Genomic DNA, 22,361 nt, shown 5'->3' with positions numbered 1-22,361 from the left:
ACACCCCATGAGAGAAAAAATTGACTGTTTTTTGCCTTGCGACGACATTCAGGCCACTCAGCACACTGTTTCGCAACTGAGAGGCAGCAAGACTATTCAACATATCTATCTGCTTGTCACAGAATCGCTTTCAGACAAGGACGCCAGAACCCTCTCTGACTGCAAACAGATTCTCGTCGACAATCTCTGCAGCAGCAATACCATTGCCAGCATTGCCGAAAACGCACAGGCCGACTATGTGCTGCTACAGACGAAGCCTCGCCAGCTGCAGATGGGCGACGGAGCCCTCGACCGCATGCTGCGCATTGCCTCTGACTCTGATGCCGCCATGGTCTATGCCGACCACTACGACATCACCGAAGCCAAGCGACAGGATCACCCCGTCATCGACTATCAGAAGGGCAGTATACGCGACGATTTCGATTTCGGTTCGCTGTGGCTGATCAAGACGTCTCTGCTCCACACCTTCGCCATGCAGGCTGGTGAGCACGATTATCGCCACGCCGGGCTCTATGCCCTGCGCCTCTTTCTGAGTCGCAACGGTCAGCTGTTCCACATCAATGAGAAACTCTACACAGAAGAGGAGACGGATACCCGAGCCTCTGGCGTGAAGCAATTCGACTACGTGAACCCTGCCAACCGCGACGTGCAGGTTGAAATGGAACATGCGGCCACAGCTCATCTGGCTGAAATAGGCGCTAAGATAGACCCTTCTTTCTATCGTCGCCCAGACTTCAACGAACAGGAGTTCGAGTTCGAGGCCTCTGTCATCATCCCCGTTTACAACCGCGAGAAAACTATCTGCGACGCGGTGAACAGCGCTCTGGGGCAGAAAGCCAACTTCAAGTTCAACGTCATCGTCGTTGACAATCACTCTACGGACAAAACCACGGAGCTGCTGCGTTCCTTCCACGATGAGCGACTGGTGCATATCATTCCAGAGCGCACGGATCTGGGCATTGGCGGCTGTTGGAACCAGGCCATCAACGACGACCACTGCGGACGCTTTGCCGTTCAATTGGATTCCGACGACCTCTATTCTTCGCCCAAGACACTGCAGCAGATAGTAGACTGCTTCTATAAGCAGAACGCTGCTATGGTGATTGGCTCTTATCGCATGTGCGACTTCGAGCTGAACACCCTACCGCCAGGCTTGATAGACCACCACGAGTGGACTGACGAGAATGGGCCCAACAACGCTTTGCGCATCAACGGACTGGGCGCTCCGCGTGCCTTCTTCACCCCTTTGCTGCGCCAAGTACGATTTCCCAATACATCGTATGGTGAGGACTATGCCCTGGGGCTCATCTTCTCACGCCACTACCGAATAGGCCGCATTTTCAGCGAGCTCTATCTCTGTCGACGCTGGGGAGGCAACAGCGATGCTGCCTTGAGTATCGATAAGGTCAACGCCAACAACCTCTACAAAGACCGTTTGCGCACACTCGAGATTATGGCACGCCAACAGATGTTGCAGGGCAAGCAGGAGCTGATGAACGACTCACCACTGCTGCGCTTTTTCAACCGCCAGCTCGAGAAGTGGGACGATGCACGGAACCGCTATCATGATCTGCGCAACGCCAAGAGCCGCGAACTCGTCATGGGGGCATCGAACATCCATGTACAGTGGAATCCTGCCCGCATGGTGTCAACAGGAGCCAGCATCGACAAGAAGGCCATTGCCGAGCGCCCTTGTTTCCTCTGCGAGCGCAACCGTCCCAAGGAACAGCTCAAGAAATCTATCGACAGTCAGTATGATCTGCTGGTCAATCCCTTCCCCATCCTGCCCATCCACTTCACCATTCCCAGCGTGAAGCATGAGCCACAGCTCATTCGCGAGGCTTACGGCAAGATTCACAAGATACTTGGGGAGTATCCAGAACTCATGGTGTTCTACAACGGTCCGAAATGTGGAGCCTCAGCCCCCGACCATGCTCATTTCCAAGCAGGTACCAGCGGCATTCTTCCATTGCAGATGTCGTGGAAGCGACTGAGTCACAACCTTACGCCGATTATCAGTCTTAACGAGGATGAGGGCATATCGCTGATTGACGAATATCTCTGTCCTGCTTTGCTTATCCGCAGCCGTTCACAGTATGGCGACGAACAACTGTTCCGACGCCTCTACGAAGCTCTGCCGCAGCGTGAAGACGAGACAGAACCTATGATGAACATCGTGAGCTGGCGCCACGATGACGAGTATCTTTCGGTAGTATTCCCACGTCGCAAGCATCGACCAGACTGCTATTATGCTGATGGCGACGCTCAGTTCATCATATCTCCAGGAGCACTCGACATGGCGGGACTTATCATCACTCCGCGTCAGGAAGATTTCGAGCGCATCACACCGGAAATGGTGCTCGACATTCTAAAGGAGGTATCGCTGACACATGACGAGTTGCAGCAGGTCATCGCTAACCTGAAGAGCAGTGAGCCCGAGAAGCGCCCCATGCTCAACGCCCAACTCTCTATTCAGAAAGAACCTAGCGTCAGCGTTGGCATCATCACTGCCGACAAAATATCGTTCTCGCTCAACAGCCCTTATATCGCCAAAGGCGAGGTCATCACTGGCGAGCAGACCGTTAAGTTCTCCGAGGGCGGCATTCTGTGGCGAGGCACACTCTATCGTAACCTCACCTTCAGGCCACAGGAAGGCAATGCATCGTTCTCTCTGCAAGATGTCACCATCGGTGTCAACTTCCATTGGGAGCGCAAGGAGACACAAACCTTCGAAGGCACCCTGCGCATTGTCGTAGAGGCTGATAAAATAGTGGCAATCAACGAGTTGCCAGCAGAAAAGTATCTCACCAGCGTCATCTCCAGCGAGATGTCGGCAACATCATCACTCGAGTTTCTGAAGGCTCATGCCGTCATATCACGTTCATGGCTACTGGCTCAGATGGAGAAGCGCCAGAAGCATCAGGAAGGAACTGACAGTTTCTTCTCGTTTATCAAGAAAGACGATGAGCTTATCCGCTGGTACGACCGCGAAGATCATACTATCTTCGACGTATGTGCCGACGACCATTGTCAGCGCTATCAGGGTATCACCAAGGCCAGCAATAAACATGTTGAGGAGGCCATTCGCGAAACTCGAGGTCAGGTATTGGCCTACGACGGCGAAATCTGCGATGCCCGTTTCCATAAATGCTGCGGTGGCGAGACAGAAGAGTTCCAATATTGTTGGGAAGACACGCCCAAACCTTATCTTGTGAGCTTCAGCGACCCTTATTGCAACACCAGCGACAAGCATATCCTTTCGCAGGTTCTCAACGATTTCGACCAGGAGACGCCCGACTTCTATCGTTGGACGGTGGAATACACGCAGGAGCAGCTTTCAGAACTCGTGAACCGTAAGCTGAAAGACGATTTCGGACTTATCGAGGACCTTGTCCCCCTCGATCGCGGTAAGAGCGGCCGCATCTGGCGCCTCAAGATTGTTGGCACAAAGAAAACATTCACCATCGGTAAGGAACTTGAGATACGTCGCGCACTCAGCGAGAGTCACCTTATGAGCTCTGCCTTTGAGGTGGAGAAGCAGAACGGGCGTTTCATCCTTCACGGCAAGGGCTGGGGACACGGTGTGGGTCTTTGCCAGATTGGTGCCGCCGTGATGGGCGAACAGGGCAAGAGCTATGACGAGATTCTTCTTTTCTATTATCGCAATGCACAAATAGAACGTCTATATGAGTAAACAAAAATCCCCCTGGGCTTGGGTGCCCACCCTTTATTTTGCCGAAGGCGTGCCTTACGTGGCCGTTATGACCATCTCGGTCATCATCTACAAGCGCCTCGGCTTGTCTAACACCGACATCACGCTCTACACTTCATGGCTCTATCTGCCTTGGGTCATCAAACCTCTGTGGAGCCCTTTTGTTGACATGTTGCGCACCAAGCGCTGGTGGATTATCACCATGCAGATACTGATTGCCGCCGCCCTAGCAGGCATCGCATTCACTATTCCTGGTCCTTTCTGGTTGCAAGGTTCACTGGCTTTCTTCTGGCTGATGGCCTTCTCGAGCGCCACCCACGACATTGCAGCCGACGGTTTTTATATGCTGGGGCTCAACCAGCACCAGCAGGCCTATTTCGTAGGCATACGTTCCACATTCTATCGCATAGCCACCATCTTCTCATCTGGTTTGCTGGTTGGTTTGGCTGGCGCCCTTCAGGTGCTCACACGCAGTATCCAGTACTCGTGGAGCCTTGTATTCTACCTGGTAGCGGGCCTCTTCATCGCCCTGTGGCTTTACCACAACTGGGCTCTACCACGCCCTGCCGAGGATGGTGAGAAGACACAGAAGACAGCCCGCGACATCATACGCGAGTTCTGGCTCACGCTGGTCACTTTCTTCCATAAGCCCCAAATGTGGGTAGGCATCTGCTTCATGCTGTTCTACCGCATGCCAGAAGGACTGCTATCTAAAGTGAGTGCGCTTTTTCTGGTTGACAGCACCAAAAACGGCGGCTTAGGGCTCTCAGACGGCGAGTTCGGCCTTGTTCAGGGCACTGTTGGCGTCATTGGTCTCACACTTGGTGGCATTCTTGGCGGCATCTGCGCCAGCCGCGACGGACTGAAGCGCTGGTTATGGCCTATGGTGATGGCTATCACGATACCCGATATCGTATACGTCTACCTCTCCTGTGCCCTGCCCACTGATCTCATCGTCATCAACATCTGCATTTTCTTAGAGCAATTTGGTTATGGCTTTGGCTTCTCAGCCTATATGCTCTACCTTATCTATTATAGTCAGGGTGAGCACAAGACTGCCCATTACGCTATCTGCACCGCCTTCATGGCCCTGTCGATGATGATACCCGGGCTCTTTGCGGGAGCCCTTCAGGAGAGTGTAGGTTATCAGGGGTTCTTCCTCATCGTAATACTCTCCTGCCTCATTACCTACCTCGTGTCATCGCTACTGAAGATAGACCCAGAGTTCGGAAAGAAAAAGGCATAAAGAAAGGCTTCCAGTTCTTGGAAGCCTTCTTTATTCTTACACATATTATATTCCTGCACCGTCTTGGAATCCAGCGTCAACAGCCTTGCTCTGCAGTATGCGCGAGTTTGGCGGTACACTATGCGTCAGCCAGATGTTACCACCAATCACCGAGTGGTGTCCGATGGTGATGCGGCCAAGGATAGAGGCGTTTGAGTAAACTGTCACATGATCCTCCAGAATCGGGTGGCGCGGCACATTCAGCATATTGCCGTTCTCATCATACTTGAAACTCTTGGCACCAAGCGTCACGCCCTGATACAGACTCACGTGGTTGCCAATGATGGCCGTCTCGCCTATCACGACACCCGTACCATGGTCTATCGAGAAATATTCGCCTATCTTCGCGCCAGGATGAATGTCGATACCCGTTTTCGAATGAGCTAACTCTGTGATGATTCTTGGAATCACGGGCACCTTCAGCTCATGCAGTCTGTGGGCCACACGATAGTGCGTCATCGCATTCATGACAGGATAGCAGAATATCACTTCACCATAGTTCGAAACAGCCGGGTCGTTGTCAAACATCGCCTGCACATCGGTATACAACAGTCGCTTAATCTCTGGCAGCGTGTCGATAAACTCCAGCGCCAATCGCTCAGCCTCGTTATATACCTGTTCCTTGGTGTACATCTGCTCACAATCCTCACAGAACTGCAGTCCGTGGGCAATCTGCTTGGTGAGCTGAGTCAAAAGCTCCTCCATGTGAACACCTATGTAATACGAACGTATGGTCTCGTCGGGCTGTCGCTTGTTAAAATAGTCAGGGAAGATGATGCTTTTCACCAGCTTTACAATCAGCTTCACCTGCTCTACCGAGGGCAGCGGAGCCACTGTGGCAGGCATCATGCCAGCCTCATTCTCACTGTATTTCGACAGCAGTGCCACGTTCTTGCGCAGCGTTTCATTCTGTTTCTTTTTGTCCATATCGGTGGCAAAAGTACGAATAAAAGAGTAAAAACGCAAAAGATTTCGTTCTTTTTTCTATTTCAGAGTCATTTTCAGAAAGGAAAATCGATATCCGGCCCCCACTCGTCATCAATCCTGACGATTATTTCAACCAACATCTCTGAGCTCTCATTGTCGAAAAGATTACCCTTACAAACCGTCACGCTGTTACGCTGGACAGGGAGGCGTGAGATTTTCTTCTCGGTCAATGGGGTAGCTGATCCCTTTTCATTTACAGAATAAGTCCTTATAGCAAGATCTATCGAATCTTTCTCCGCACTCGGAATCATATAGAATCCAAATTGCTTGTCAGCACTATTCACATCCTGCACAACGGTCTGATTGGTATTTGTGCTTCCATACCCCGTCAGTCCGTCAAACGTTCCTTTGCTACCTTTATAGCTGAATATCATCTGGTTCATCTCCGCAGGTGCCTTATCGACTGGGATAATATTTATGCGCGACACAATCCTGTTCAGCGTCAGGTCCTCCACAACAGCCTCGTCACCAATCTCCAAGTCCCTAGCGCACCAGAAGGTGTCGCCTAAATCACTTCCTGAGATTGATACCCTTTCGTTTTTACTGAAGGAAGGGTTATTCGAGGCGCTATGCCCCACTACAATAAGATAATAATGTCCCCTCTCTAGCGTGAAATAGGCATTTCCGAAACCATCGCCGTCGACTTTCTGATTCACATACGCCACCCGTTCGCCCACATCGTTATATATATGGAAACACAGCCTTGAACACACATCCTCAATCGACCCCTTCGTTTTTGCAGGGAACGACGCCTGCTCATAGCTGACGATGCGCAGCATCACGTTAGCATCATTCGTGCCATCCTCATCGTTAACTACCATCTTCTCACACGCTGACACCAGCAGCGTCAGCACAATCAGCACACACAAGTTTTTTTTCATTTTGATACTCATTTGTCTGTTTAGTTTTTTTGCTTTTTACATTTTACTTATTACGTTTGCAAAGGTAACAAACAATTTTGAATTATACAATATTTTGGAATGAAAATTTTCATAATACCCATAAAAAAGTAACGTTTCTTGGTAATAAAAGACTTTCCCCGTAACAAACTACAGGTTTATAAGCCACAAACCCACACTTTCCTCCGAGCAGAAGCGGAAACAGTTATACCACACTGTGTCTGTAATCATGGTGCCCCAATGTGTTTTTTATAAAATATACACGAGAACTATTGCACAATTCAATTATTTTTTTTACCTTTGCAAACAGTTAAGTCCACACGAAAGATAAACGAATTGCTTTGAATATGATGAAGAAGATTTTCACACTATTACTTGCCTCGATGGGGCTGACGACAGCCTGTGGGCAACAGACTTTCGAAAATGCCGACGTAGAGGCATTCGCCAAGCTGACAGGCAGCAGCGACGTAATACTGCTCGACGTGAGAACGGAAAAAGAATTTAACGAGGGGCACATTCCCGGGGCTCTGAACATCGACCAGGCTGAGGGCGATTTCATGGAGAAGGCCAAACAGGCACTGGCTAAGGACAAGACCATCGCCGTATATTGCCGCAGCGGACGACGCTCGGCTAATGCAGCAGGCCGACTGGCCGCCGAGGGTTACAAATGTGTCAACCTGCTGGGAGGCATCATTGCATGGAAAGAGGCTGGTCGTGAGACTGTTGCAGCCAGTAAGTACGAGATGGATGTTTTTAATACCAAAAGCGGTAAAGAGGTAAAGATATATGCCCTGCTCCACGCAAGTATCCGCATGACTTACGACGGCAAGGAGATAGAGATAGACCCGGTGACGAAGCTGGGCAACCGCACCACCGACTATCAGGCCATGCCAAAGGCCGACTACATTTTCGTGACTCACGAGCATGGCGACCACTTCGATAAAGAGGCCATCGCCCTGCTCACCACAGAGAACACGAAACTGATAACCAACAAGCGCTGTGCCGACATGATAGGCTATGGCGAGGTGATGGCTAACGGCGACGCGCTGACGCTGGCCGACGACCTGAAAGTAGAGGCGGTGCCTGCCTATAACTACACAGAGGGGCACCTTCAGTTCCACCCCAAAGGACGCGACAACGGCTATATCCTGACCATCGACGGTCTGCGGATCTACATCGCAGGCGACACGGAAGACATCCCAGAGATGGCGGAACTGAAAGACATCGACATCGCATTCCTGCCCTGTAACCAGCCCTATACGATGACACCAGAACAGTTGGCAAAGGCTGCCAGAATGGTAAAAGCCAAGACGGTATTTCCCTACCATTACGGTCAGACAGACGTAACATCCCTACCCCCAGAGCTACAGGCCGACGGCATTGGCGTGAGGATACGCCACTACGAATAGCGGCTAACTAAATCCAAGAAAAAAGCCATATTTCTTTCTAATAACACAAAAAAAGAGAGCCTTCACGAGGCTCTCTTTACGATATTCTTGTGGAGCTGGAGGGAGTCGAACCCTCGTCCAAACAGGGAAACCATACGCTTTCTACACGCTTATTCCAGCCTTCGGTTTTCGAGTAGCAGCAAGACCTGGACCACCAACTGCGACCTTAGCTCCAAAAATTTCATCTGAATGTCGGAGCCCAAACAGACTATTTCCGATTTAACCTGCGCCGCTGAATCTTTGGATTCGGAACAACATCCTCGGAGCGACGTCTCGTTCTCTCACCTTGTAAGAGAATAAAGCCAGTAATCTACTGTACTTCGATTAGGCAGCGAGAGCGTAACGTGTTTCGCCAATTAATTTTTCCCTGACTCAGATTATGGAGGGAACCAAGAAGCCTCCGCGTGCTTACGTACCATCTCAACCCGCTGTCAAATCCAGTCAACCCCAAGTCTTGAAAAGTAGTAGCGAAAAAGCGCTCACTAGCGATTTCAGCGTGCAAAGATACGATTATTTTGTGAATAAGCAAGTTTTTTCACAGATTTTTAGTAATTTTGCAGTCGCTAGTTATAATAATTACGCGCGCAAGAGCGTTTTAATGAATAAAAAACGAAAAAATGAAAATCAGAAACCTGATATTAGTGGCGGGAGGGGCGATACTGATGGCATCGTGCGCCACGCCCAAAAACTACAACTATCTGCAAGACCTGCAGAACGGGCAGCAGATAACCACTTCGACAGATGGTACGATACGCTTGCAACCCAACGACCAGATAACGGTGCTCGTGAGGAGTAAGGATCCAGAGATGGGCAACCTTTTCAACAAGGGAATCATTACCAACCTGAAGGCCGGCCTTGCCGATCAGAGTCTTTATATGATGGGCTACACCATAGGGCCTGACGGCTGCATCGACATGCCCTCAGCAGGCAAGATAAGCATTTCAGGGAAAACACGCTTTGAGGCACAGGAGACCATTCAGAACAAACTTCGCGATTCGGAACTGCTAAAGGATGCCAACGTAACGGTAGAGACAACAAACATGACCTATACCGTGATGGGGGAAGTGAACGAGCCAGGCAACTATCAGATAGAAAAAGATGTGATAACGCTGTTTGAGGCATTAGGAAAGGCGGGTGACATCAATGTATACGGTAAGCGCGACTCAGTGATGGTGATACGTCAGATAGGCAAGGAAAAGAGAATATACAACCTATCCCTGAACTCTGGCAAGGATATCTTCAGTTCTGATGCTTACTATATACAGCAGAACGACGTCATCTACGTGAAGGCCAACGATACGAAAGCTCGCCAGTCGAAGACGCCAGGCAACGAGAGCCGTACGCTGAGTTTCTGGCTCACGCTGGCATCTGTATTGACAGCATTAGGAGTAGCAATTTTCAAGTAAGAAGAAAAATGGGAAAAGACTTTATTAAGATATGCATCAGTAAATGGCGTTGGTTTGCGGCGTCGACGGGAACGATGTTGGTGCTGGCCATTATGTTTCTGCTCGTTGTGCCTCCAAAATATGAAAGGCAGGCCACCATACTGATTAAAGACGAGACAAGTGGAGGCGGACTGCTTTCGTCGATGATGGGAAACATGGGTATGCTGGCTGGTATGGCAGGCCTCAACATATCATCGAATGTACTCAACGAGATGGAAATCATCAAGTCGCCAGGCATGCTGAGCAAGGTGATAGACAGAATGGGGCTCGAGGTGCGCTATCAGGCCTACGACGGACTGATGAAGCGCGATCTGTGGCAAGAGACGCTGCCTATAAAGGTCAGCTTTCCCCAGATAGGCAAAGACGAAGCCGCCTACATGAAGATGGATTTGAGGAAAGACGGTACCTACACGCTCTACAAGTTGCGCAAGAACGGCAAGAAGCTATCTGGCGAAGCCATCGGCAAGGTTGGCGAGGTATGCCAGACGCCACTTGGCAAGGTGTCAGTCATCAAGACAAAAGACTTCGACAAGAGCTTCACTGAGGACGATGAGATGACCATCCGCATCACTAAAGAGCGTCGCTACGACATCATCGACCGTATACAGAAACAACTGAGCGTAGACCTTGCAGACGACCAGACATCGCTTATCAGTATATCCTGTCGCAACCAGATAGAGGCTCGCGCAGAACTCATCATTAATACGCTCATTGAAATCTATCAGGAAGAATGGCTAAAGGACAAAAAAGACGTGGCTGATGCCTCGACATTGTTTATCAATGAACGCATAAAGGGCATTGAGGCAGAACTCAGCGGACTTGACTCAGACATAGCGCAGTTTAAGGGTCGCAACTTGTTGCCCGACTATGAGGAGGTTGCAAAGATGTATATGAAGAATGCCTCGATAGCCTATGAACAGCAGGTGAAAGCAAGCAACTACCTATACATGCTGCAGCAGATGCGTAATGAGGTGAAAAACATCGATGGAAAGAACATCGTATTGCCAGCTAACCTATTACCAGACAACCAGAATGTGGCACTGGAGATTGCAGAATATAACAAGCTGCAAACCAAACGCAACTCTATGGTGGAAAACAGTAACGAGAACAACCCGTTGGTAAAAGACCTCGATTTGCAGCTGAAAGGCATGCGGGGGGCCATTATTAACTCCCTCGATCAGGCTGTTAATCAGCTAAAGGCCCAACATGCGGGTGCTACCAACCAAGAGCTCAAACTGAAGGGCGAGATATCAATGGCACCTGAAAAAATAACGAAGATACTGCCTGCAGAGCGCAAGCAGAAGATTATTGAGGCATTATACATCTATCTGCTCGAGAAACGTGAGGAAAATAATATCACCCACGTATTCAACGCTCGCAACATGAGACTTATTTCACCTCCTATCGGCGACTGGAAGCCAGCGTTCCCCAAGAAAAGTACAACAATCATAGTTGCCATACTCATAGGACTGATACTACCGATTTTAGTTCTTTTCCTCAAAAGAAATATTCGAAGTATACTCGAAGAAGCATAACAGACCAAAAGAGAAGGAATGGCGATAATCTTTATCTTTTTCGCACTATTTCTTGGTGTACACTATATCTCCAAGACATTCAGCAATCCAGGTAAGGCACAGCTTTTCCAGCTCATCGTTTGCTTCATCCTACTCTTCGGATTCTTCGGATTTAGAGATATTACAGTACTCAATGACACATCGCACTACTATGGATTCTATTATCAACGAGCTCATGTTGCAAGATACCTGAACGAAACGGTTTTCGCATATCACGTGACAGATAAGTTTGAATATGGATTCCAAGTACTATGCCACATATTGATAAAATACGTGTCGAAGAACCCCTACACCATCATTATCCTGTCAAGTCTTGTTATCACTATAGGTGAACTCTGGTTTTTCAACCGTCATTCCAGACATATTGCCAAGATGTGCTTCTACTTTCTCATTGCCAACCTGATGTTCATGCACTACTGTATCATCCGTCAGGCATTAGCTATCTTGCTATTCTATGCAGCTTTCGAACAGATGGACAAGAGCATCAGGAAATATCATCTGCTGATAGCCTGTGCCTGTCTGTTCCATATCTCAGCAATATTTCTGTTTCCCCTGCCCTATATCCGCAAGATACACCCATCACGACGCGCAATCATGATTGTCGTTGGCGCGTCAGTGATATTCGCATTTACCGTTTTCGAGATACTTGCTCTTCTGGGCATGCACGATCATCCATATTACAAGGCAGCCATACAGAGGGAGTCAATATCCATAGTAGGACTCGCAGACTTGGTCATTCTGCTGTTCATACTGGGCACATGCGTCTACATTCACAGAAAAAAGCGATACGAACAGATTGAAAATACTTATTTATGGATAGGGATAACGATGCTGTGTGTGAGTATCATTTCTCTCGTATTTTATCCCATTGCCCGTGTGAACGAGTATTTGTGGCCATTTCTGATGCTCCTGCTCTTGAGATACATTGACCCCACAGTACTGAGAAAACAATATCCATGTAGAACAGAAGGTGCCCAGAATCTGTTAAGATTAATAGTAATTATCGTCTTTGTAAGCAAGATGATAGGCGTAAACACCTTCCGTCCCGAGTGGTTACATGTAGATGAATATAAATTCTACGACTTCGAGAAGCCAGTCCACACATATAACCTTTATCCTCAAGAATAACCATGAAAGAATCTCTCATTAACAAATTAAAAGCCTCAGACATTGCCTTAAGAATGACAAGAGGAGCTCTCTGGTCTTTTACAGGAACGGCTCTCGGGAAGTTCTTCGTTTTGCTGACAGGCGTCATCTGTGCCCGTATACTGGGAAAAGAGGGATTCGGAGAACTTGGGATCGTAAGGTCGACACTTGGCATGTTCATCATTCTTGGTTCTGGAGGAATAGGAGTAACTGCCACGAGGTTTATTGCGGCCTACAGGGAAAACGACAAAGAGCACGCCGCTGCCATCTACCGCCTGTCGAATATATTTGCCACTACGTTAGGAATTGTCACTACGTTGCTGCTCATAGTATTGTCTAGCCTACTGGCAGAGAACATACTGAACTCGGAAAAGTTGACCTTCACTCTGATAATAGGTACTACCGTGCTCATAATGTCTATTCTGAACAGTTCTGAGAGCGGTACATTAGCAGGATTTGAGAATTTCAGATCAATAGCCGTCAATACCCTTATTGCAAGTATAGCGGAAGCTGTCGGCATGATTGTCGGAGCATACTATTTCCAACTGAACGGTGCCATATTAGGATTTGGCTTAGGCGTGTTTGTACTATACCTAACGAATAAACGGTCTGCAATCACTTGTTTTAAGGAGGCTGGCATCCATGTAAAAGGGGCAAGTATAAGGAAAAATGACTGGCAATTAATATACAAATACAGTCTGCCCGCTACACTATCTGCATTGATGGTGACTCCTGTATTCTGGCTTATACGGTCAATGCTTATCAACACAGGAGGTTATGGAGAACTTGGTATCTTCGAGGCTGCCGACCAGTGGAAAGTCATCCTGCTATTTGTTCCTGGGGCTGTGTGTCAGATTGTCCTGCCTATCCTGTCGAGCATCACAGACTCACGACAATTCAAAAAGGCTCTGTTGGGAAACCTCTTACTGATTGGAGGCATATCCACAACTCTCGCCTTGCTGGCGTGGGTGTCAGCACCTGTCGTCATGCCTTTCTATGGTAAGACATTTGACAATCCGACACCTCTGGCTTATCTCGCCATATCCACCATTCCGACTGCCATTTCACAAATTCTGGAGATGACGCTTTACAGCAAAGACAAGATGTGGTTAAGCCTTACCTTCAATATACTCTGGGGCGCCACCACCATATTATTGACGTGCCTTTTCCTACAAAGAGGACAAGGTGCGGCAGGAATTGCGCTGGCCATATTGGTAGCATATACCATTAAGATGGTGTGTATAGGAGGCTATCTATTCACAATCAAATCAAATCGCCATGCCCAAATTTAGCATTATCATACCCACCTACGAGCATACAGAGCTTCTAGAAAGAGCACTGCAATCCGTGATAACGCAGAATCTTGTGGATTGGGAGGTCATTATCAGTGATGACTCTATAAGCAATGACGTAAAGGACTATGTAGAGAGCTTGCGAGATGAACGCATCAGTTACTTGAAGCACAACAAAGGCGTAACAGCAGCTGAGAACTGGAACTTCGGGATGCAAGCTGCCAAAGGCGATTATATGATATTGATGCATCATGACGAGGCTTTTACAGTGTCTACACAACTTCAGTGTATCGCCCAAGCATTTGAAACGGGAGTTCAGGTGGTGGTATCGAATATAGAAATAGAGAAAGACGGAAAAACATCAAAAGGAAGACCTCGATGGCTGAAAAAGCTGGCTCTAAGAAACCCATCGTTATTGTTGCTTTGCAATGCTATCGGGCCCACGGCCTGCGTGGCTTTCAGACAAGAGCGGAAACAGCCTTTCAACAGCCAGCTATCGTGGTTAGTGGATGCAGAGTGGTATTACAGAATGCTGAAAGGCGCTACGACCCTGTTTCTGGAAAATATTTCCATACGATCGTATCATGGTCATCAAGGGCAACTGAGTTTAGAGATGAACGCGCTGGAAGCCTTTAAGCACGATCAGGCCACGATTAATAAGACCCACAGCAGCGAGCCCTGCGTGAGATATATGACAATCCTTTACGGATGTCTGATTATGAGAACAAAAAAAATATTTTGCAAGAGATGAAGATTGTGAGGATTTCAGGAGGACTGGGCAACCAGATGTTCCAGTTTGCGCTCTACGAGGCATTGCGCAGGCAGCATCCCGAAGAGGAGATGCTGGTAGACCTGCACGGCTTCATTGGCTATAAGAAGCATCGGGGCTTCGAACTGCCCAAGGTGTTTCACGTGGCCTACGAAGAAGCAACACTTGGAGAGATTGCGAAGGTGGCCTACCCCTACCCCAACTATCAGTCGTGGCGCATTCTGAGCAGAGTGCTACCATGCAGAAAAACCATGCTGAAAGAGAAGCCCGATTTCAGTCTGGAACCAGAAGCGTTAACTCGTCCCGGGGACACCTACTACGATGGTTACTGGCAGCACGAGGAATACTTCGACAGAATCAGCGGCGATATTGTGAGACTGTATCACTTTCCTGATTTTGAAAACGATAAGAATCAACTTGTGGGCAAAATGGCATTAGAGACAAACAGTTGTGCCATACACATCAGGCGAGGAGACTACCTGACAGATCCTCTGCGACAAGGTACGACCTCACTGGATTTCCCCCTTAGAGCCATTAAATGGATGAAAGAGAACAGAGCTCCTGAGCAATGGCTGGTATTCTCTGATGATATGCCATTGGCCAGGGAATGCCTGAAAGCCGTTTTGCCAGAAGAGAAAACCTGCTACGTAGACTGGAACCAAGGTATCAGAAGCATCAACGACATGCACTTGATGAGTCTATGCAAGAACCACATCATAGCCAACTCCACTTTCTCATGGTGGGGCGCCTGGCTATGCCAGAGAGAGGACAAGACAGTAGTGGCACCTCATGAGTGGATGAACAGGAAAAACGTGGTGTCGCCAGCAGTAAAGGATTGGATTAAATTATAAAAAAAGACAGATAGTGAAATTCTCTGTATTGATAGCCGTTTACGCCAAGGAGCTACCCTCGAACCTGAGACAGAGCCTTGACAGTATTTTCAACCAGGAGATGCCTCCCAATGAGGTAGTGCTGGTGGAAGACGGACCCATAACACAGGCATTGGAGCAGGTTGTAATGGACTATACCATCATGTATCCAGAACTGAAGGTAGTGAAACTGGAACATAACGTCGGACTGGGACTGGCATTATCAGAAGGACTGAAACACTGTAGCTATGACATCGTGGCGAGGATGGATTCTGACGACCTGTCGCGCCCAGAGCGCTTCAGCAAGCAAGCAGCCTGGATGGAGTTGCACCCTGAGACTGATGTCATAGGATCGTGGGTAGATGAGTTTTCGGATGATTCATCGAAAATCATCTCAACCAGAAGATTGCCTGAGACGCACAGCGAACTGCTCAGATTCAGTCGTTACCGCAACCCTATGAACCATCCTACAGTGATGTTCAGGAAAAAGGCGGTACTGGAGGCAGGAAGCTATCGCCACTGTCCACTGTTTGAAGATTATGACTTATGGGTCAGGATGATGCAACATGGAGCAAAATTCCACAATCTACAGGAATCGCTACTATTATTCAGACTAACCACACAATTGTTTGATCGAAGAGGCGGAAGATTGTATATCAGACAGGAGTTGAATTTTCAGCGGAAGATGTACCATATGGGACACATTACACTGAGCCGACTGATAGTAAACTGTATCGTGAGAACATTGCTCAGGCTCATACCCAATGGCTGGCGAAAATTTGGTTATTTATTTTTCCTCAGGAGATAATAAAACAGAGAAGAAGACGTTATATTATAAATTAATGTAGAACTAAAGATTACTGAATGGAGCATAATTACCCGTATATATATGATGGTATGAACGCATTTGAGAAAGAGGTGAAGCGTTGGCTTGACTTCTTCTTGGCAACATTGTGTCTTATCATCTTCTCTCCCCTATTCCTTGCATGCTATATTGCTGTAAAACGTGGCAAAGACGGACCCGTGATTTTCAAGCAGGAACGCATTGGACGCTTTGGCAGACCTTTTTATATCTACAAATTCCGCAGTATGACTGTCGATGCGGAATCTGAAGGCCCGCAGTTAAGCAAGCAAAGAAAAGACAAACGCCTGACCAAGGCGGGAAAGTTCTTGCGTAACCACCATCTTGATGAACTGCCTCAACTTTGGAACATATTCGTGGGTGATATGGCTTTTATCGGTCCGCGACCAGAACGCAAATTCTACATAGACAAGATTATGCAGCACGATCCACGATACACGTATCTGTACCAAATCCGACCAGGCATCACATCGATGGCAACGCTTTATAACGGCTATACAGATACGATGGAGAAGATGCTGAAGCGTCTGGAGATGGATTTAGACTATCTGGAACATCGCTCATGGTGGCTTGACGCTAAAATATTGGGATTGACGTTTCTGAAAATCATATTTGGCAGAAAGATCTAGTATTTGCGGAATTCCATCCTACCTGAATACGGATCCCTACTGACGAGCACCATCCTGCTAGACGTCAGTTCCTCTATCTGGAACAACTGTTCATTAGCATTATTGATACCATAAGGCATAAGATAGGCAGACACAGTCGTATCAGTATTCTCTATCATACGATCTCCGTTGTCACGATCGACAAAATAGAATCTGTTTAGTTTCAACACATCGCCATTGCGCTCAAAACTGGCGATGATATCCTGATTAACTTTTTTCACATCGCGCAATTCGAGGATACTTCCCTGGAACGACCACGTGATACCGCTATTACGCATATCAACCTTTCCCATGGTACCACAGAAAACATCTTCCCTTGACGTCATCTGCCAAAAGCCGTCCAGGTTGCCATTATCAGAACCATCCACGTCGCAGGCTGTCAAGACCAATGCTACACCTATTATATATATGAAGAAACGTTTCATTATTTTATTGTTTTTACAATCGAAAGCTGAATGCCGTAATTATCACCACGAAGCTTACCGGAATCCATTGCGAAGGCGCCATTCAGGCTCCATCCTTGCCTCATGCAATAACTCACCTCTGCCAATAGACTCACGTTCTCCTCTGGATTAGGGGGTAGATAGTAGTATGAGCCATAGCTCTTCTGCCAAGTAGCCAAAATACGATAGTGAAGATTTGACAATGGAGTACCACTAAGTCCTAAATGCCATGCCACAAAGCGATTATGACAGACCTCAATATTGCCATCACTGTTATATAGAGGTGAGAGATAAAGTGGATTTCCCATCACTTGTCCCCAATGCTGCCAACCTGTGAATAAATGATGGTTGTAGTAGTTGTCACGCCCGCTGATTTGGTGATGTATGTTTGAGGTTTCATCATGATAAACAGGTCCTGCCTGATATTTTGTATAAAGATATTCAATCACGATGTTTTGTAACCAAGGATTATGTTTCAACTTGAGTTCAGCACCCAACATCCAGTCTTTAAAGTCATAACGCATATACTTGTCACCACTCTTATTGAAATGCGTCAACATAGAATGGTCCTCAAAGAACTGATCAGCATAGAGTCCAAGATTCCATGCAGGCTGGTCGAAATTCAGACGAGCCACCCAAGAGCCAAGATGATTACCCTCAGCATTCTTAAAATCGCCATCAGTCGCATCAGAGCCACTCATGAATAGTGCATTTTTAAAGGCCTTCAGACCACTATCATTCTTATATACCTTCTCCACACCGTTTTCATAAAGATAGGATGTGCCACCAAACTGAGTAGCCAACTCCAGCCCTAGTTCCAAAGTGATGTTCTTGGGTCCTACCTTCAGATACCCCGCCTTGCTGTGGTAGAGCGTACCATCGGTATATCGCTGTCGGGGAGCAACGAACTCCTTCTGCCAGTTGTCGTCAGTAGTCTTACCAAATGCGACATGCCCCTTCAATGCCAACCAGTTCCCTGTGATAGGGATTGTCCAATAATCAGGTAGGGCTATCCTAACCTGAGGTATCGGACGAGCGTTGATACCCAAGGTCTGAGAGCCTGTGCTGAGTTCCTGATTCTTCAACTCCATAGGATACTCCTTGGCACCAACGGTAAGGACCCCTTTCTGCCAGCGCCCTTCTACATAAGCCTGTTGCACCACCAACGTACTTGTAAAGCCCGTTGCCACAGCCACATCCACGCCATATCCCAAGCCCCAGCAGCGGCCATCGTCAGCAGAAAGAGGACGCTCCACGGCTCCACGCACATAACCATTAGTTGTTTTCAGGCTACTGAGTCCGTATTTATTGGCATTGAGCCACAAAGGGGTATTGTCGCCTGCAGATAATGTAGTCTGGAATCCCACTCGATACTGCAAACTGTCAGTAAGCGAAAGTCTCTCTTGTCCAGAGGCTACAGAGACACCACACAGGCATATTATGATTGGTAATAATCGTCCCATATTCGGGACAAAGGTACGAATAAGTAAGTACAATACCAAATAATTTAGAGACTTTTCGAACTTACTCCTACTTACTCGTAAGGAAACTATGAGTTAGTCGTAATGAAACTCATAGTTTCCTTACGAGTAAGTAGGAATCAGTTAAACTACCCCGCCCCATGTTTTCCTTTTTTGATTCGGTGTTTTTTTGCGAATCCATCACTTCTCGTCGTAACAGACTGATATACTGATGTTTAATACAAATGATAGATTCTTATCATCTATCACTAATCTTTATGCTCTTATTGTATATTTTTAAACGTCCGGAAATAAGGATTTTACAAATAGTAGGCGTCATACACAAAAGTAAAACAACTTGTTTTACCTTTGAAAAGACTATCTCTTTCTATGTAAAAGACGGCACTTTAGAAAGTAAAACAACTTGTTTTACTACGACTACACCACCTTCACGCGTATACACACGTATATGTTATAATTGTAATACTCACTTTTTATCCCGCACTTCCTACACCTAAATCGGGTGTGGGGAGTGCGGGAAGTGCGGGTTGTTTTTTATAGGGTTTTTCCCCTTTGAGTTTAGGGAAAATCCCTTGCATGGATGACAATTTTGTTGTTCCTTTGCAGTGTGAATAATAAAATGAATGTCTCACCATCTAAATGATACCATTATGAAGAAGATGTTTTTCGCACTGATGATGATGTTGACCACCACGATGGCAGCAAGTGCAATGAGCTATGAGCAGGCCCGCAACGAGGCATTGTTCCTGACTGACAAGATGGCTTACGAGCTGAACTTGACAGATGAGCAGTACGAGGCAGCTTACGAAATAAACCTCGACTACCTGATGGGTGTTACAGGGCGTTCAGATGTGTTTGGCACATACTGGGAGCGTAGGAATCTGGACCTGAGCTATATACTGTTCGACTGGCAGTGGAATGCCTACATTGCTGCCAGCTATTTCTATCGTCCACTTTACTGGGAGGCCGGTTATTGGCACTTTGGCATCTATCTGCGCTATCCGCACCGCGACTACTTCTATTTCGGACGTCCTCACTTCTATGCCACTTATCGCGGAGGGCATGCTTGGCACGCACATGGCACTCATGGTTACTACTATCATCACAAGAGCCACTATCGTCCTAGCCACAGAGAGCACGTAGGAATGCATGATCGCTGGAATCGCGGAGATTTCCGTACGCCGCCACACAACAGTTCTACACGCGTAACTGGTCGCCATCATGATAATCGCAGCAACAGAGTTGGTTACGATAATCGTCGTCCAGACAATCGTCAGATGGAGAACCACAACAATCGCCAAAACGAGAGCCGTCCTAATCGCCAGATTGAGAATCGTCCCAATCGCCAAATAGAGAATCGCCCAGAGAACCGCTCTAATAGCGGGAACTTTGGAGGACACCGCGGAAGCAGTCCTTCGAGAAGCGTGAACCACGACTCAGGTTCTTTCAGCCACAGGAGTTCAACTCGCAGCAGTTCCAGCTCGCATAGTTCCCACAGCTCACACAGCAGTTCTAACTCTTCACGCTCTGGCGGAGGACACTTCGGAGGTCGCAGATAAGAGCAATCAGAGTTCGAGCGTACGGACTTCAGCATTCGACATGCGCTGGATCTCGCTCATAGGTTTATTATAATATACTGCCTGTACAGCCTTATTAATAATTCCATGGCCTACAGCCAGCACCTTCTTTCCAGGGAAAGTCTTCTTGACATAAGCGATAAATTCGCCAGCCCTGGAAAGAAGGTTTTCTAATGTTTCAATGTCGTCTGGCCATATTTCGCCTTTCAGGTCAGGGATGAAGCGTCCGGTGAATCCCCCCCAGTCCCGTTCTCGCAGAAGATGTGTTGTAACCACCTCGATATGATGGGGAGTTGCAATAATACGGGCTGTATCAATAGAGCGTTTCAAATCGCTGGCGATGATAACATCCAACGGGCGGTCCTGCCATTCCATACTCAACTGCCGAGCCTGAAGAATGCCATTCTCATTGAGTTCTCCCTGGGTCTGTCCCTGCATTATCTGGTTGGCATTATCTACCGTTTCTCCGTGTCGTGCTAAATAAAGAATAGTCATATCATCTTTAAAATTTGCTGCAAAAATACACAAATATTTGCTGATTCCACCTTATTTTCGTATATTTGCACCGTGAATTTTGAAAAAAGACAATTATGAAGATACTACAAAGCTCTATTTTCCGTTCCATTTGCGCCATCGCAATTGGTATTTTATTGATAAAATATCCCGATAATACCGTTACATGGATTACAGTTGCCATTGGTATCCTTTTCCTGCTTTCAGGTGTTATCTCGCTGATAGTGTACGTAAATGCACGAAAGAATGTTTCAGAATACAAAATAACCGATACTGATGGCAAGGTGATTGCTGGCGAGCAACCTACATTTCCCATCGTGGGTGTGGGCAGCCTTATTCTTGGAGCACTGCTGGCACTTACTCCAAATATATTCATCACTGCCCTGATGTATATTATCGGGGGCATCTTAATTCTTGGCGCCATCAATCAGTATATGAACCTTATTAACGGACGTAAATACGGTAAGATCGGTTTTGGCTACTGGGTATTCCCCTCACTGGTTCTGCTTACCGGACTCTACGTCATCATTCGCCCTATGGCTCCAGCCAGTACTGCGATGCTGATTCTTGGCTGGTGCTCACTGCTCTATGGTGTGACGGAAATGATTAATTCGCTGAAGTTCCATGCAGATAAGCGCAAGGCTGCACAAATACAGGAAATTCCTGTAGCAGAAGAAGTTGTGGAAGAAAAGACTGCTGAGACTATTTCAGCAGAAGAGGGTGCAGAAGAAGCACTCCCTTCTGATGATAGTGTTCCAACTATACAATAACTTTTCAGACCCCAGTAACGATTCCTTCAATATAAGAGCGAAGGATATGAATGCCGGTCTTGTTGTCACCTCCCCAAGGGATAATAAGATCGGCAAATTTCTTTGTGGGCTCGATAAATTGTTCGTGCATAGGTTTCAGAACTTTCTCATAACGATCAAGTACCATATCGACAGTACGTCCACGTTCCACCACGTCGCGACGAATGTTTCGAATCAGTCGAACGTCATCGTCTGTATCCACGAAAATCTTTAAATCCATCATATCGCGCAATTTCTTATAGTGGAGCGCCATGATACCTTCGATAATGATGACAGGCTTGGGTTCTACGTGGATAGTTTCCTTCAGGCGGTTACTCTCAATATAAGAGTAGGTGGGCTGCTCGATAGCCTCACCAGCTTTCAGTTTCTTGATATGCTCTGTTAGCAGTTTCCAGTCGAAAGCGTCAGGATGATCAAAGTTGATAGCCGCACGTTCCTCTGGCGTGAGATTCGTCGTATCGTTATAATACGAATCCAGTGGTACTACTGCTGCACAGTGAGGTGGCAGCGCCTTGGCAATTCGTTTTACGACGGTGGTCTTGCCTGAACCCGTTCCGCCCGCAATTCCGATAATAGTCATAT

19 protein-coding genes and 1 other RNA gene are annotated in these 22,361 nt (G+C 47.4%); 13 read left to right on the top strand and 7 right to left on the bottom strand.

The window, feature by feature from the left end; translation table 11 throughout:
- The first annotated feature begins 7 nt into the window (after nucleotides 1–7).
- A complete protein-coding gene (locus BMX82_RS08820) occupies nucleotides 8–3,694 on the top strand; it encodes a DUF4922 domain-containing protein (protein ID WP_081911071.1) in 3,687 nt (1,228 codons plus the stop codon).
- Nucleotides 3,687–4,958, top strand: coding sequence for an MFS transporter (locus tag BMX82_RS08815; RefSeq protein ID WP_036911352.1), 1,272 nt, complete (start codon nucleotides 3,687–3,689; stop codon nucleotides 4,956–4,958). Before BMX82_RS08820 ends, BMX82_RS08815 begins: the two co-directional genes overlap by 8 nt.
- Before the next feature lie 45 nt (nucleotides 4,959–5,003).
- Here the strand turns inward: BMX82_RS08815 and BMX82_RS08810 are convergent, their stop codons facing one another.
- On the bottom strand, nucleotides 5,004–5,924 hold the full coding sequence (locus BMX82_RS08810) for a serine O-acetyltransferase (RefSeq protein WP_036911355.1): 921 nt from the start codon (nucleotides 5,922–5,924) through the stop codon (nucleotides 5,004–5,006).
- A 74-nt stretch (nucleotides 5,925–5,998) separates the two neighbouring features.
- On the bottom strand, nucleotides 5,999–6,865 hold the full coding sequence (locus tag BMX82_RS08805; RefSeq protein ID WP_143058352.1) for a hypothetical protein: 867 nt from the start codon (nucleotides 6,863–6,865) through the stop codon (nucleotides 5,999–6,001).
- 365 nt (nucleotides 6,866–7,230) lie between these two features.
- On the opposite strand from BMX82_RS08805, the gene BMX82_RS13300 reads away from it, so the two are divergent.
- Nucleotides 7,231–8,292, top strand: a complete 1,062-nt coding sequence (locus BMX82_RS13300; protein WP_091767993.1) for a rhodanese-like domain-containing protein — start codon at nucleotides 7,231–7,233, stop codon at nucleotides 8,290–8,292.
- 87 nt (nucleotides 8,293–8,379) lie between these two features.
- On the opposite strand, the gene ssrA is transcribed toward BMX82_RS13300, so the two are convergent.
- Nucleotides 8,380–8,780: a transfer-messenger RNA gene (ssrA, locus tag BMX82_RS08795) on the bottom strand.
- 168 nt (nucleotides 8,781–8,948) lie between these two features.
- Here ssrA and BMX82_RS08790 point away from each other — a divergent pair.
- From BMX82_RS08790 to BMX82_RS08755, 8 genes are read left to right on the top strand one after another with little or no spacing between them, the layout of a single operon-like run.
- The gene (locus BMX82_RS08790) at nucleotides 8,949–9,737 is read left to right on the top strand and encodes a polysaccharide biosynthesis/export family protein (protein WP_091767990.1); all 789 of its coding nucleotides are present in this window, start codon (nucleotides 8,949–8,951) and stop codon (nucleotides 9,735–9,737) included.
- Between the two features lie 8 nt (nucleotides 9,738–9,745).
- The gene (locus BMX82_RS08785) at nucleotides 9,746–11,311 is read left to right on the top strand and encodes a GumC family protein (RefSeq protein WP_091767987.1); all 1,566 of its coding nucleotides are present in this window, start codon (nucleotides 9,746–9,748) and stop codon (nucleotides 11,309–11,311) included.
- A gap of 18 nt (nucleotides 11,312–11,329) precedes the next feature.
- Entirely contained in the window at nucleotides 11,330–12,478 is a 1,149-nt protein-coding gene (locus BMX82_RS08780; protein WP_091767984.1) for an EpsG family protein, read from the top strand.
- A 53-nt stretch (nucleotides 12,479–12,531) separates the two neighbouring features.
- Nucleotides 12,532–13,788, top strand: a complete 1,257-nt coding sequence (locus tag BMX82_RS08775) for an oligosaccharide flippase family protein (protein ID WP_255396583.1) — start codon at nucleotides 12,532–12,534, stop codon at nucleotides 13,786–13,788.
- A complete protein-coding gene (locus BMX82_RS08770) occupies nucleotides 13,775–14,539 on the top strand; it encodes a glycosyltransferase family 2 protein (RefSeq protein ID WP_091767978.1) in 765 nt (254 codons plus the stop codon). The genes BMX82_RS08775 and BMX82_RS08770 overlap by 14 nt, the downstream gene beginning before the upstream one ends.
- Entirely contained in the window at nucleotides 14,536–15,408 is an 873-nt protein-coding gene (locus tag BMX82_RS08765) for an alpha-1,2-fucosyltransferase (RefSeq protein WP_091767975.1), read from the top strand. Before BMX82_RS08770 ends, BMX82_RS08765 begins: the two co-directional genes overlap by 4 nt.
- A gap of 13 nt (nucleotides 15,409–15,421) precedes the next feature.
- On the top strand, nucleotides 15,422–16,234 hold the full coding sequence (locus BMX82_RS08760; protein ID WP_091767972.1) for a glycosyltransferase family 2 protein: 813 nt from the start codon (nucleotides 15,422–15,424) through the stop codon (nucleotides 16,232–16,234).
- A 56-nt stretch (nucleotides 16,235–16,290) separates the two neighbouring features.
- Nucleotides 16,291–16,917: a sugar transferase gene (locus tag BMX82_RS08755; protein WP_036911370.1), complete on the top strand. Its 627-nt coding sequence runs from the start codon at nucleotides 16,291–16,293 to the stop codon at nucleotides 16,915–16,917.
- Here the strand turns inward: BMX82_RS08755 and BMX82_RS08750 are convergent.
- Together BMX82_RS08750 and BMX82_RS08745 are read right to left on the bottom strand one after the other, a co-directional pair.
- On the bottom strand, nucleotides 16,914–17,381 hold the full coding sequence (locus BMX82_RS08750) for a lipocalin-like domain-containing protein (RefSeq protein WP_091767969.1): 468 nt from the start codon (nucleotides 17,379–17,381) through the stop codon (nucleotides 16,914–16,916). The two genes, BMX82_RS08755 and BMX82_RS08750, sit on opposite strands and share 4 nt — an antisense overlap.
- Nucleotides 17,381–18,862, bottom strand: a complete 1,482-nt coding sequence (locus BMX82_RS08745) for a capsule assembly Wzi family protein (protein WP_091767966.1) — start codon at nucleotides 18,860–18,862, stop codon at nucleotides 17,381–17,383. The genes BMX82_RS08750 and BMX82_RS08745 overlap by 1 nt, the downstream gene beginning before the upstream one ends.
- Before the next feature lie 668 nt (nucleotides 18,863–19,530).
- Between BMX82_RS08745 and BMX82_RS08740 the strand changes: the two genes are divergently transcribed.
- Entirely contained in the window at nucleotides 19,531–20,439 is a 909-nt protein-coding gene (locus tag BMX82_RS08740; protein ID WP_091768582.1) for a hypothetical protein, read from the top strand.
- 6 nt (nucleotides 20,440–20,445) lie between these two features.
- Here BMX82_RS08740 and BMX82_RS08735 read toward each other — a convergent pair whose 3' ends face one another.
- Nucleotides 20,446–20,952 (bottom strand): histidine phosphatase family protein, encoded by a 507-nt coding sequence (locus BMX82_RS08735; RefSeq protein ID WP_036911376.1) that lies wholly within the window; start codon nucleotides 20,950–20,952, stop codon nucleotides 20,446–20,448.
- Nucleotides 20,953–21,047: 95 nt separating this feature from the next.
- Between BMX82_RS08735 and BMX82_RS08730 the strand changes: the two genes are divergently transcribed.
- Nucleotides 21,048–21,740 (top strand): HdeD family acid-resistance protein, encoded by a 693-nt coding sequence (locus BMX82_RS08730; protein ID WP_036911378.1) that lies wholly within the window; start codon nucleotides 21,048–21,050, stop codon nucleotides 21,738–21,740.
- A 4-nt stretch (nucleotides 21,741–21,744) separates the two neighbouring features.
- Here the strand turns inward: BMX82_RS08730 and udk are convergent, their stop codons facing one another.
- Nucleotides 21,745–22,359, bottom strand: a complete 615-nt coding sequence (gene udk / locus BMX82_RS08725; RefSeq protein WP_036911381.1) for a uridine kinase — start codon at nucleotides 22,357–22,359, stop codon at nucleotides 21,745–21,747.
- Nucleotides 22,360–22,361: the final 2 nt, after the last annotated feature.

The organism is Prevotella sp. khp7 (assembly GCF_900109055.1).
In the GTDB taxonomy this organism is placed as follows: domain Bacteria; phylum Bacteroidota; class Bacteroidia; order Bacteroidales; family Bacteroidaceae; genus Prevotella.
This window is presented reverse-complemented; position numbering and strand designations above follow the sequence as displayed.

Coding starts and splice junctions, on each gene's coding strand:
- BMX82_RS08820 (WP_081911071.1), top strand. CDS start 8: ATGAGAGAAAAAATTGACTGTTTTTTGCCTTGCGACGACATTCAGGCC.
- BMX82_RS08815 (WP_036911352.1), top strand. CDS start 3,687: ATGAGTAAACAAAAATCCCCCTGGGCTTGGGTGCCCACCCTTTATTTT.
- BMX82_RS08810 (WP_036911355.1), bottom strand. CDS start 5,924: ATGGACAAAAAGAAACAGAATGAAACGCTGCGCAAGAACGTGGCACTG.
- BMX82_RS08805 (WP_143058352.1), bottom strand. CDS start 6,865: ATGAAAAAAAACTTGTGTGTGCTGATTGTGCTGACGCTGCTGGTGTCA.
- BMX82_RS13300 (WP_091767993.1), top strand. CDS start 7,231: ATGATGAAGAAGATTTTCACACTATTACTTGCCTCGATGGGGCTGACG.
- BMX82_RS08790 (WP_091767990.1), top strand. CDS start 8,949: ATGAAAATCAGAAACCTGATATTAGTGGCGGGAGGGGCGATACTGATG.
- BMX82_RS08785 (WP_091767987.1), top strand. CDS start 9,746: ATGGGAAAAGACTTTATTAAGATATGCATCAGTAAATGGCGTTGGTTT.
- BMX82_RS08780 (WP_091767984.1), top strand. CDS start 11,330: ATGGCGATAATCTTTATCTTTTTCGCACTATTTCTTGGTGTACACTAT.
- BMX82_RS08775 (WP_255396583.1), top strand. CDS start 12,532: ATGACAAGAGGAGCTCTCTGGTCTTTTACAGGAACGGCTCTCGGGAAG.
- BMX82_RS08770 (WP_091767978.1), top strand. CDS start 13,775: ATGCCCAAATTTAGCATTATCATACCCACCTACGAGCATACAGAGCTT.
- BMX82_RS08765 (WP_091767975.1), top strand. CDS start 14,536: ATGAAGATTGTGAGGATTTCAGGAGGACTGGGCAACCAGATGTTCCAG.
- BMX82_RS08755 (WP_036911370.1), top strand. CDS start 16,291: ATGGAGCATAATTACCCGTATATATATGATGGTATGAACGCATTTGAG.
- BMX82_RS08750 (WP_091767969.1), bottom strand. CDS start 17,381: ATGAAACGTTTCTTCATATATATAATAGGTGTAGCATTGGTCTTGACA.
- BMX82_RS08745 (WP_091767966.1), bottom strand. CDS start 18,862: ATGGGACGATTATTACCAATCATAATATGCCTGTGTGGTGTCTCTGTA.
- BMX82_RS08740 (WP_091768582.1), top strand. CDS start 19,531: ATGAAGAAGATGTTTTTCGCACTGATGATGATGTTGACCACCACGATG.
- BMX82_RS08735 (WP_036911376.1), bottom strand. CDS start 20,952: ATGACTATTCTTTATTTAGCACGACACGGAGAAACGGTAGATAATGCC.
- BMX82_RS08730 (WP_036911378.1), top strand. CDS start 21,048: ATGAAGATACTACAAAGCTCTATTTTCCGTTCCATTTGCGCCATCGCA.
- udk (WP_036911381.1), bottom strand. CDS start 22,359: ATGACTATTATCGGAATTGCGGGCGGAACGGGTTCAGGCAAGACCACC.